This is a genomic window from Streptomyces sp. WAC 04229, from assembly GCF_003947455.1.
In the GTDB taxonomy this organism is placed as follows: Bacteria; Actinomycetota; Actinomycetes; order Streptomycetales; family Streptomycetaceae; genus Streptomyces.
In genome coordinates this window covers 1-11,441 of record NZ_QHJH01000225.1, presented here as the reverse complement: position 1 = coordinate 11,441, position 11,441 = coordinate 1, and the positions used below count along the sequence as shown (strand labels likewise).

Below are 11,441 nucleotides of genomic sequence, written 5' to 3'. Positions count from 1 at the left end.
GCGTTCCGGGGCGGGTGGGCTGTTCCGGACGGTGGCGTAAACGTTTGCGCAAGCGTTTACGCCGACCCGGCGCATGGGGTACCGTCCCGGCCGAAGCACGCACACGCGACACGGGGCCGGTGCGCGGCGATACGGAAACGGGGACGCCGATGCCGACCATGGTGGATGTCGCACGGAGCGCGGGGGTCTCCGTGGCGACCGTCTCGCACGTGCTCAACGACACGCGCCCGGTCCTGCCGGGCACCCGCCAGGCGGTGCTCGACGCCGTCGAGGAGCTGGGCTACACCCCCAACACGCTGGCCCGTTCCCTGGTGACCTCCCGCACCCGCTCGATCGGGCTCGCGGTGTCGGCGATCAGCAACCCGTACTTCACGGAGATCCTCCAGGGCGTCGAGGCCAGTGCGCTGGAGCACGGCTACGGCCTGCTCATCGCCGACCCGCACGACGATCCCGGACACGAGCGCAAGGTCGTACAGCTGCTGCACGAGCGGCGCGTGGACGGCATGATCGTCGCGCCCTCCGCCGAGCCGGGGGACCTGGTCGCCTACCTCGGGCGCCACCGGGTGCCGGCCGTGTTCCTCGACCGGTCGGTCGAGGTACCGGAGGGCGACGGCGCGCCGCGCTTCGACCAGGTCTGCGCGGAGGGCGCCGAGCCGACGGCGTTGCTGGTCGGACACCTCGCCGGGCTCGGCCATCGCCGCATCGGCCTGGTCGCGGGCCGGCCGGGGCTCAGCACGACGCGCGAGCGGATCACCGGGTACCGGCACGGCCTCGCGGCCGCCGGACTGCCCTTCGACGACCGGCTGCTGGTCCACGGCGACTCCGAGGCGGACGGTGGCGAACGAGCCACCGCGGCCCTGCTGTCACGGGCGGTGCCGCCCACCGCGCTGGTCACGGCCAACAACGCGATGACGATCGGCGCGCTGCGGGCCCTCCGGGACCGGGGCCTGTCCGTGCCCGGCGACCTCGCGCTGTGCTGCTTCGACGACTTCGCGTGGGCCGACCTCTTCACGCCGCGCCTGACCGCCGTCGCCCAGCCCAGCAGGGATCTCGGCGCGCAGGCCGTGCGGCTGCTGCTGGAGCGCCTCGCCGCGCCGGACCGGCCCGCCCGGACCGTGCGGCTGCCCTGCGCCTTCGTCCACCGCACGTCCTGCGGCTGCCCCGAGCAGACCGGGCAAGCCCACGTCACCGCTCCCGAAAGGACCCTCCCGTGATCGTCGTCGCCGGTGAGGCACTGATCGACCTGGTACCGCAGGGCACGGGCGCCCTCGCCGCTCTGCGGCCCGCCCTCGGTGGCGGTCCGTACAACACGGCCGTCGCACTCGGCCGCCTCGGCTCCCCCACCGCCTTCTGCTCCCGGGTCTCGTACGACGCCTTCGGCGAGGCGCTCCTGGACCGGCTGCGGGAGACGGGTGTGGACGTCGCGCCCGTGCAGCGCGGGACCGAACCGACGACGCTCGCCGTGGCCTCGGTGGACGCGGACGGTTCGGCCGCCTACTCCTTCTACGTGGACGGCACGGCGGACCGGCTCTTCACGGTGCCCGCCGACCTGCCGCCGGGCACCCGGGCGGTGTCCTTCGGGACCTGCTCGCTGGTGCTGGAGCCGGGTGCGAGCGCGTACGAGGGGCTGCTGCGCGAGACCGCCGCGCGGGGCGTCTTCACGGCGCTGGACCCGAACATCAGGGCCGGACTGATTCCGGACCCGCACGCCTACCGGGCCCGGTTCAAGAGCTGGCTGCCGTCCGTGTCGCTGCTGAAGTTGTCCGAGGAGGATGCCGCGTGGCTCGGCGGCACGCCCCGGGAGTGGCTGGCGTCCGGACCCGCGGCGGTCGTGGTCACCCGGGGCGGCGCCGGGCTCACCGCGTTCACCCGCGACGGGGGCGAGTACGCGGTGCGGGGCGAGCGGGTCGAGGTGGTGGACACGATCGGTGCGGGCGACACGGTGAACGCGGCACTGCTGCACGGCCTCGCCGCACGCGACGCCCTCGACCCCGAGGGCCTGACCACCCTGGGACCGGAGGGATGGACGGGGCTGCTGGGCTTCGCCGCCCGCGCGGCGGCGATCACCTGCTCCCGCGCGGGCGCCGAACCGCCGTACGCCCACGAGATGACCGTCTGACGGCGCGCCCGGCGGGCGTGGAGCGCGCGAGCCGGGTCGTCGATCCCGCGGGCGCCCGCCCGTGCGGGACTGCCCGTCCGGGCCGCATGGGCGACGCGCCGGGGCCCACGGATGATCGTGGGCCCCGGCGCGTCGCTGTCGGCCGGTGCGGCGCCGGTCCGGCTCAGGCCTTGCTCGTCCGCGTCGTCTTCTTCGCGGCGGGCTTGGCGGCCTTCTTGGCCGTCTTCGTGGCGGAGGTCCTCGCGGTGGTCTTCTTCGCCGCGGCCCCCTTGGGAGCGGCCTTCTTCGCGGCCGTGTCCGCGACCGGCTTCGTCTGGGTGCTCTTGGCGGTGGCCTTGGACGCCACCGTCTTCGCCGCCGCCTTGCGCGGGCTCCGCACGGAGGACGCGTCGCTGATCCGGTCGGCACCGAGGACGTCCCGCAGGAACTTGCCGGTGTGGCTGGTGGCAACCCCGGCGACCTGCTCGGGCGTGCCCTCGGCGACCACCAGGCCACCGCCGGCGCCGCCCTCGGGCCCCATGTCGACGACCCAGTCGGCGGTCTTGATCACGTCGAGGTTGTGCTCGATGACGATGACCGTGTTGCCCTTGTCGACCAGGCCGGCCAGGACCGTCAGCAGCTTGCTGATGTCCTCGAAGTGCAGACCGGTGGTCGGCTCGTCCAGGACGTAGACCGTGCGGCCGGTGGAGCGGCGCTGCAGCTCGCTGGCGAGCTTGACGCGCTGGGCCTCACCGCCGGACAGGGTGGTCGCGGACTGGCCGAGCCGGACGTAGCCGAGGCCGACGTCCTTGAGCGTCTTCATGTGCCGGGAGATCGCGGGGACCGCCTCGAAGAAGTCGGTCGCCTCCTCGATCGGCATGTTGAGGACGTCGGCGATGGACTTGCCCTTGTAGTGGACCTCCAGGGTCTCCCGGTTGTACCGGGCACCGTGGCAGACCTCGCACGGGACGTAGACGTCCGGGAGGAAGTTCATCTCGATCTTGATCGTGCCGTCGCCCGCGCAGTTCTCGCAGCGGCCGCCCTTGACGTTGAAGGAGAAGCGGCCGGGCAGGTAGCCGCGGACCTTCGCCTCCGTCGTCTCGGCGAACAGCTTGCGGACGTGGTCGAAGACTCCGGTGTACGTCGCCGGGTTCGACCGCGGGGTGCGGCCGATGGGCGACTGGTCGACGTGCACGACCTTGTCGACGAGGTCGTCGCCGTCCACGCGCGTGTGGCGGCCGGGCACGCTCCGGGCGCCGTTCAGCTCGCGGGCCAGGTGCGTGTACAGGATGTCGTTGACCAGGGTCGACTTGCCGGAGCCGGAGACACCGGTGACGGCCGTGAAGACGCCCAGCGGGAAGGAGACGTCGATGTCCTGGAGGTTGTTCTCCCGGGCGCCGTGCACGGTGAGCTGCCGGGACGGGTCGTGCGGGCGCCGGATGTCGGGCAGCGGGATGGCCTTCCTGCCGGACAGGTACAGGCCGGTCTGCGACTCGGCGTTGTCGAGCAGTCCCTTGAGGGAGCCGCTGTGCACGACCTTGCCGCCGTGCTCACCCGCGCCGGGGCCGATGTCGACGATCCAGTCGGCGACCTTGATGGTGTCCTCGTCGTGCTCGACGACGATGAGGGTGTTGCCCATGTCGCGGAGCCGGACGAGGGTCTCGATCAGCCGGTGGTTGTCGCGCTGGTGCAGGCCGATGGACGGCTCGTCGAGGACGTAGAGCACGCCGACGAGTCCGGAGCCGATCTGGGTGGCCAGCCGGATGCGCTGGGCCTCGCCGCCGGAGAGCGTGCCGGCCGCGCGGTTCAGCGAGAGGTAGTCCAGGCCGACGTCGACCAGGAAGCGGAGTCGCTCGTTGACCTCCTTGAGCACGCGCTCGGCGATCTTCTTGTCGCGGGCGCTGAGCTTGAGCTCGCCGAGGAAGTCGGCGCAGTCGCTGATGGACATCGCCGAGACCTCGGCGATCGACTTGCCCATGACGGTGACCGCGAGGACGAGGGGCTTGAGCCGGGTGCCCTCGCAGGTGGGGCAGGGCACCTCGCGCATGTAGCCCTCGAAGCGCTCGCGGCTGGAGTCGCTCTCGGCCTCGCTGTGCCGGCGCTTGACGAAGGGGATCGCGCCCTCGAACGCCGTGGTGTACCGGCGCTCGCGGCCGTACCGGTTGCGGTAGCGGACCTCGACCTGGGTCTTGTGGCCGTTCAGCAGGGCCTTGCGGGCGCGCAGCGGGAGGCCCGCGAAGGGGATGTCCGTGCGGAAGCCGAGCGCGTCCGCGAGGGCGCCGATCAGGCGGCCGAAGTAGTCCTTGGTGTGCCCGTGCGACCAGGGGTGGATGGCGCCCTCGTCGAGGGACTTGTCCTCGTCGGGGACGATCAGCTCCGGGTCGACCTCCATGCGGGTGCCGATGCCGGAGCAGTCGGGGCAGGCGCCGAAGGGCGAGTTGAAGGAGAAGGAGCGGGGCTCCAGCTCCTCGAAGGACAGGTCGTCGTAGGGGCAGTACAGGTGCTCCGAGTACATGCGCTCGCGCTCGGGGTCGTCCTCGGGGAGGTCGACGAAGTCGAGCACGACCATGCCGCCGGACAGGCCGAGCGCGGTCTCGACGGAGTCGGTGAGGCGGCGCTTGGCGGAGTCCTTGACGGTGAGGCGGTCGACGACCACCTCGATGGTGTGCTTCTCCTGCTTCTTCAGCGTCGGCGGGGTGGAGAGCTGGATGGTCTCGCCGTCCACCCGCGCGCGGGAGTAGCCCTTGGTCTGGAGCTCCGCGAACAGGTCGACGAACTCGCCCTTGCGCTCGCGCACCAGCGGCGACAGCACCTGGAAGCGGCTGCCCTCCGGCAGCTCGAGGACCTTGTCGACGATGGCCTGCGGCGACTGGCGCGAGATCGGCCGGCCGCATTCCGGGCAGTGCGGCTTGCCGATGCGGGCGAAGAGCAGGCGCAGGTAGTCGTAGACCTCGGTGATGGTGCCGACGGTGGAGCGCGGGTTGCGCGAGGTCGACTTCTGGTCGATGGAGACCGCCGGGGAGAGACCCTCGATGAAGTCGACGTCCGGCTTGTCCATCTGGCCGAGGAACTGCCGGGCGTAGGAGGAGAGCGACTCCACGTAGCGCCGCTGGCCCTCGGCGAAGATGGTGTCGAAGGCCAGGGAGGACTTGCCCGACCCGGAGAGGCCCGTGAAGACGATGAGCGAGTCACGCGGCAGGTCGAGCGAGACGTTCTTCAGGTTGTGCTCGCGCGCGCCACGGACGATGAGACGGTCGGCCACGCCGGTCCGCACCTTTCTTGAGAGAAGTGACAGGGGCGGGGCCCCCGTCTTTTCTCAGACTAGGGGGAGCCACTGACAACGCCGGTCGGATTCACCGGTTGTCAACAAACCCCGACTTCCCAGCATGCCCGACGCCGCCTCCGACCTTATAGCACGCACATTCGAATAGCGGGCGTCGTCCACAACCTTCACCCGAAGGTGTGGCCCGGTCTAGGGTCAGCACCATGATTGATCACGCTCATGACCTGGCGTCTGTACGTGACGCGACCGAGCGGCTGCTCACCGCGGTCGGGAAACTGGACAACGCGTCCGTGACGCAGTCGTCACGGCTTCCGGGCTGGACCCGCGGCCACGTCCTCGCCCACCTCGCCCGCAACGCCGACGCCCTCGTGAACGTCCTCGAAGGACGCCCCATGTACGTCTCCGGCGAGGCCCGGGACGCCGACATCGAGCGGGACGCCCCGCGGGCCCTCGACGCCCAGCTCGCGGACGTCCGCGAGAGCGCGGCCGGGTTCCAGGCGGCCGGTGCGGCGCCCGCGGACTGGTCGCGCACGGTGGAGCTGCGCAACGGTGTCACTGACTCCGCGTCCCGGGTGCCGTTCCGGCGGTGGGTCGAGGTGGAGCTGCACCACGTGGACCTGGGCATCGGGTACGAGCTGGAGGATCTTCCGGCGGAGTTCACCGGGCGCGAGACCGACTTCCTCGCCGCCCGCTTCACGGGACACCCGGACGTGCCGCCCACCCGGCTGACGGACGGTACGCACGCGTGGCGCACGGGCCGGGAGGCGGACGCACCGGAGGTGACCGTGACCGGTGCCCCGGCGGATCTGCTCGGCTGGCTCGCCGGGCGCCGCGAGGGCGCCGCGCTCACGGTGACGGGCGGCCCGCTGCCGGAACTCCCGCCGCTGTAGCCCGTGCACGGCGGTCCGCGGACCGCCTCCCGGAGCTAGGCTGGCCGTCATGACGTACAGCGGAGAGGTGACGGTCGGCGGACCCGCCGACGTGCACGAGCTCAAGGACCTGATGATCACCAAGGTCGCGGTCGGCCCGATGAACAACAACGCCTATCTGCTGCGCTGCCGGGCCACCGACGAGCAACTGCTGATCGACGCCGCCAACGACGCGCACACGCTGCTGGGCACGATCGGTGACGACGGCATCGCGTCCGTCGTCACCACCCACCGCCACGGCGACCACTGGCAGGCACTCGCCGAGGTCGTCGCCGCCACCGGGGCCCGCACCCACGCCGGCCGGTACGACGCCGAGGGCATTCCGGTACCGACCGACGTCGCGGTCGACGACGGGGACACGATCAGGGTGGGGCAGGTGGAACTCACCGCACGCCACCTGGTCGGCCACACGCCGGGTTCCATCGTCCTGGTGTACGACGATCCGCACGGGCACCCCCATGTGTTCACGGGGGACTGTCTCTTCCCGGGCGGTGTGGGCAACACCCACAAGGACCCGGCGGCGTTCGCGAGCCTGCTCCACGACGTGGAGGCGAAGGTCTTCGACGTGCTCGCGGACGAGACGTGGGTCTATCCCGGACACGGCGACGACACCACGCTCGGCGCGGAGCGGCCGCACCTGCCGGAGTGGCGTGCACGCGGCTGGTGAGCGACGGGAGCGCGCCGCGGACACCCCGCGCTCGAACCGGCGTGCGCACCCCGTGTGACGCGTTCGCACACACCGGTGCTCCGCGCGCGCTCCCGGCCCGCCGGCGGGGGCGGTCCACTGGAGGCAGCCCCGCGCGGGATGACGGCTCCCGAGCGGTAAGGGCCGCCGGTCTCCCGATTCCCGCCCTCGACCGGCGGCCCCGGCGGGCTCAGGCCCGGGCCTGTCCCGTCCCGGCCACCGCGGCGATCCGCTCCACGGCGAACGCGTATCCCTGCACACCGCACCCCGCGATGACTCCGTCGGCGCGCTGCGAGACGTAGGAGTGGTGCCGGAACGGCTCCCGCTGGTGGATGTTGGAGATGTGGACCTCCACCACGGGCAGCCCGTCGCAGGTGTTGAGCGCGTCCAGGACGGCCACGGAGGTGTGCGAGTAGGCGGCGGGGTTGATCACGATCCCGCAGTGGTTCAGCCGGGCCTCGTGGATCCAGTCGACCAGTTCGCCCTCGTGGTTGGACTGCCGGAAGTCCACCGTGCCGCCGTGTGCCGCCGCGGCCTTCACGCACAGGGCCTCGACGTCGGCGAGGGTGTCGGAGCCGTAGATCTCCGGCTGTCGCTGGCCCAGCAGGTTCAGGTTGGGGCCGTTGAGGATCATGATCGGGGCGTTGGCCAGGGTGCGGGGCACGGTTCCTCCGGTCCGTGAGGGTGCGGCGGCCCTTGCGCGACCGCTGCTCGGCCCCCGGTCTATCACGGTGCGTCGGTGCACCGGCGGGCCGTCCCCTGCGCCTACGGATTGATCGCGAGCTCCAGGTACGCCGCGAACAGCACCAGGTGGACTCCTCCTTGGAGGGGGGTGGCCCGTCCGGGCACGACGGTCAGCGAGGCGACGATCACGGTCAGGGCGAGCAGCACCATGTGGATGGCGCTCAGGCCCAGGACCAGCGGGCCGGTGAGCCACACGGAGGCCAGGGCGACCGCGGGAATGGTCAGGCCGATGCTCGCCATCGCCGAGCCGAGGGCGAGGTTCATGCTGGTCTGCACCCGGTCGCGGCGCGCGGAACGCACCGCGGCGATGGTCTCGGGGAGCAGCACCAGCAGGGCGATGATGACGCCGACCACGGCGTGGTGGAGCCCGGCGGCCTCCACTCCGTCCTCGATCGTCGGCGACACCCCCTTCGCCAGTCCGACGACGCCGATCAACGCCAGGGCCAGCATCACCAGGCTGATCAGAGCGGTACGGGCGGACGGGGCGTGGGCGTGCTCCTCGACCGTGATCACTTCACCGTGCCGGGTGATCGGCAGGAAGTAGTCGCGGTGCCGCACGGTCAGGGTCGCGATGAACAGGCCGTAGAGGATCAGCGAGGAGAGCGCCGCGAAGGTGAGCTGCACGGTGGAGAACTCCGGGCCGGGCGCGCTGGTGGTGAACGTGGGCAGTACCAGGCTGAGGGTGGCCAGGGTCGCCACCGTCGCGAGGGCGGCGCCGGTGCCCTCGGCGTTGAACTGGGCGATGCCGTGCCGGAGGGAACCGACCAGAAGGCTGAGGCCCACCACTCCGTTGCAGGTGATCATCACGGCGGCGAAGACCGTGTCCCTGGCCAGGGTGGCACTCTTGTCGCCGCCGTCCACCATCAGCGTCACGATGAGCGCGACCTCGATGACCGTCACCGCGACGGCGAGGACCAGGGAGCCGAAGGGTTCGCCGACCCGATGCGCCACGACCTCCGCGTGGTGCACGGCGGCCAGGACGGCCATCGCGAGGACGACCGTCATCAGCGCGACCAGGGCTCCGGGCAGATCTCGTCCCCAGGTGAGGATCAGCAGCACCACCGCGGCCATCGGACTGATGGCGGTCCACTGCGTGATGAGCTCCCTGGGACGCGTGATCATGCGGCGATCGTCGCAGAGGGCGACGTGCCCCGCATTCTCTGTCACACGGACCGGCGAACGGGAAGCGGCGGGCGGCTCTTCGCCGCCCGCCGCTCCCGGTGGTGGTCGCCTACGACCGGCCTACGACCGACTGGGGATCGGACCGTGTCCGGTCAGGCTTCGACGCTGTCCTTCTCGGCGTCGTCGCTCCCGGCCACCGCATTGGCCTCGGCCTGCTTCTTGGAGGCCCGCAGGCTGGTGATCGTGGTGATGATCAGGACGGAGCAGATCACGCCGAGCGAGACCGGAATGCTGATCTCGGGAACGTGCACCCCGGACTCGTGCAGGGCGTGCAACACCAGCTTGACGCCGATGAAGCCCAGGATGACCGACAGGCCGTACGAGAGGTGGACCAGCTTCTTCAGCAGACCGCCGATGAGGAAGTACAGCTGGCGCAGGCCCATCAGGGCGAACGCGTTGGCCGTGAACACGATGTACGGGTCCTGGGTCAGACCGAAGATCGCCGGGATGGAGTCGAGCGCGAAGAGCACGTCGGTGGTGCCGATCGCGAGCATCACGACCAGCATCGGGGTCATGATCCGCTTGCCGTTCTCCTCGATCCACAGCTTGGTGCCGTGGTATCGGTCGGCGACACCGAAGCGGCGCTCGGCGGCCTTGAGGAGCTTGTTCTCCTCGAACTCCTCGTCCTCCTCGTCGGCCCGGGCCTCCTGGATGAGCTTCCAGGCGGTCCAGATCAGGAAGGCACCGAAGATGTAGAAGACCCACGCGAAGCTGGCGAGGATCGCGGCGCCCGCGGCGATGAAGATCGCCCTGAGGACCAGGGCTATGAGGACACCGATGAGCAGCACACGCTGCTGGTACTGCGAGGGCACCGCGAACTTCGCCATGATCAGGACGAAGACGAACAGGTTGTCCACGCTGAGGGACTTCTCGGTGATGAAGCCCGCGAAGAACTCGCCGGCGGGCTGGCCGCCGCCGAAGATGAGCAGGCCGACTCCGAAGAGGCCCGCGAGAACGATCCAGACGATCGTCCAGATTCCCGCTTCCTTGATCGATACGTCGTGCGGCTTGCGGCCGATGAAGAAATCGACCGCGATGAGGGCGGCGAGGCCCACGATGGTCAGGACCCACAGGGTCACAGAAACTTCCACTACGCCTCCGGCAGTGCGTCACACGGCAAATGTCAGCGTCGTCGCTGCCGGAGGTCTCTTCCACCCCGGGTGTCCGGAACGCACTGTGCGTCCGCGGAACCCACGGGCCGACGCCCCGGGATCTGGCCTGATCCGTATTGACGGGGTCGCCGCACAGACAGGGAGTACTCCCCTCCGTACGGACGACAGTACCCCATTCACCAAGGGAGGGTAAAGAGATTTGCAAATTACGCTCAAAAGACCAGCTCGGAGCCCTTAACCGCCCCAAGAACGGCGGGCCGCCGCGACCTGGGCGAGGACCTGCTGGAGCACCTGGCTGCCGGGCGGCACGAGCGCCGGCTCGTACGTCCACGCATGCCCGACCCAGGGGTCGGCCAGGTGGTCGTCGGGCACCGGTGTCAGCCGGAGAAGTGAACGCCACAGCGGGTCCAGCAGCGGCCCGTACCCCGCGGACTCCTCCCGGTCGGCGACCATCATCAGGTGGACGCCGACGGCCGGCCCCTCGTCGGCGAGGTAGCGCAGCTGGTTCACCGCCCGGTCGTCGAAGCCGTGCGGGAAGTCGTTGACGAGCAGGAGCTGCTGGGAGGTGTCGACACCGGGCGGCAGCGCGTCGGGAGCACCGCCGCGCAACGCCATCTGCACCAGGTCGACTCGCTGGGTGAGGCGGGCCAGAACGTCCGCCGTCCCCGACGCGCCGAGGGCGGGCGGAGCGGCGAGCACTCCGCTCTGCACGAGGGGTGCCAGCGGCTGCGCACCGGATCCGGCCGGGTCGATGACGTGCACGGTGAACTCGCCCGCCGGGTACACGGCGAGCAGCCGGGCCGCGTGCGCGACCGCCGTCTCCAGGCCCAGCCGCCGCGTCTCGTGGGAGTCCGAGACCGAACCGTCGAGCGCGGCGGAACGCCCGCTGTCGATCCACAGACCGCGCTCCAGCGGCAGCCGCATCAGCAGCGGGATGCGTACGCGGTCGGCCTCCGGCAGATGGAGATCGCCCAGCCGCAGGGCCATCGGTATCTCCATGGGGACGCGGTAGGCGTGCCAGACCGGGTTGTCCCAGCGCGCGAACGCCGCGGGCAGGGCGGGCTCGACGACCTCGGCCTCGGCGACCAGCTGGGCGACGTCCCGGTCCAGGACCTCCCTGGCCTGGGCGACCAACTGGTCGTGCCGGGCACGTGCCGCCTCACGGGCGGCGTCACCTTGTCCGCCGATCCGGCTGCGCGGGTCGGAGAGGGCCTGGTCGAGTTCCTTCTCCAGGCGCGAGTCGGCGAAGTCGACGGCGCTGCGGTACGCGGCCGTGGTGCGGGACAGGTCCTCGAACATGCCCCACACCTGGTTGTAGAGCCGCTCCTCCAGGGACCAGCCGGTGGCGTCACCGGCGACGGGCCGGGCGGGCCGGCCCGGTTCGGCCGGGGGCGCGGCCGGCGGGGGC

Annotated in this window: 8 protein-coding genes and 1 pseudogene; 4 read left to right on the top strand and 5 right to left on the bottom strand. The window is 71.1% G+C overall.

Annotated features, from left to right (window positions below; translation table 11 throughout):
- Nucleotides 1–149 precede the first annotated feature (149 nt).
- Both DMH12_RS33930 and DMH12_RS33925 read left to right on the top strand, forming a co-directional pair.
- Entirely contained in the window at nucleotides 150–1,214 is a 1,065-nt protein-coding gene (locus DMH12_RS33930) for a LacI family DNA-binding transcriptional regulator (protein ID WP_125495187.1), read from the top strand.
- Nucleotides 1,211–2,119: a carbohydrate kinase gene (locus DMH12_RS33925; protein ID WP_125495186.1), complete on the top strand. Its 909-nt coding sequence runs from the start codon at nucleotides 1,211–1,213 to the stop codon at nucleotides 2,117–2,119. Before DMH12_RS33930 ends, DMH12_RS33925 begins: the two co-directional genes overlap by 4 nt.
- A gap of 163 nt (nucleotides 2,120–2,282) precedes the next feature.
- On the opposite strand, the gene uvrA is transcribed toward DMH12_RS33925, so the two are convergent.
- Nucleotides 2,283–5,360, bottom strand: a complete 3,078-nt coding sequence (uvrA, locus tag DMH12_RS33920; protein ID WP_125495185.1) for an excinuclease ABC subunit UvrA — start codon at nucleotides 5,358–5,360, stop codon at nucleotides 2,283–2,285.
- Nucleotides 5,361–5,584: 224 nt separating this feature from the next.
- Between uvrA and DMH12_RS33915 the strand changes: the two genes are divergently transcribed.
- Nucleotides 5,585–6,271 carry a maleylpyruvate isomerase family mycothiol-dependent enzyme gene (locus DMH12_RS33915; RefSeq protein ID WP_125495184.1) on the top strand — a complete coding sequence of 229 codons (687 nt, stop codon included), beginning with the start codon at nucleotides 5,585–5,587 and terminating at the stop codon, nucleotides 6,269–6,271.
- A 49-nt stretch (nucleotides 6,272–6,320) separates the two neighbouring features.
- A complete protein-coding gene (locus DMH12_RS33910; RefSeq protein WP_125495183.1) occupies nucleotides 6,321–6,977 on the top strand; it encodes an MBL fold metallo-hydrolase in 657 nt (218 codons plus the stop codon).
- 208 nt (nucleotides 6,978–7,185) lie between these two features.
- On the opposite strand, the gene aroQ is transcribed toward DMH12_RS33910, so the two are convergent.
- The 4 genes and pseudogenes from aroQ to DMH12_RS33890 form a co-directional block, all read right to left on the bottom strand.
- A complete protein-coding gene (gene aroQ / locus DMH12_RS33905) occupies nucleotides 7,186–7,659 on the bottom strand; it encodes a type II 3-dehydroquinate dehydratase (RefSeq protein ID WP_125495182.1) in 474 nt (157 codons plus the stop codon).
- Between the two features lie 101 nt (nucleotides 7,660–7,760).
- Nucleotides 7,761–8,861, bottom strand: a complete 1,101-nt coding sequence (locus DMH12_RS33900; protein ID WP_125495181.1) for a calcium:proton antiporter — start codon at nucleotides 8,859–8,861, stop codon at nucleotides 7,761–7,763.
- 152 nt (nucleotides 8,862–9,013) lie between these two features.
- Nucleotides 9,014–10,012, bottom strand: a complete 999-nt coding sequence (locus DMH12_RS33895) for a TerC family protein (RefSeq protein ID WP_125495180.1) — start codon at nucleotides 10,010–10,012, stop codon at nucleotides 9,014–9,016.
- Nucleotides 10,013–10,267: 255 nt separating this feature from the next.
- Nucleotides 10,268–11,441 (bottom strand): annotated as a pseudogene (locus DMH12_RS33890) (export associated protein); the annotation flags it as partial.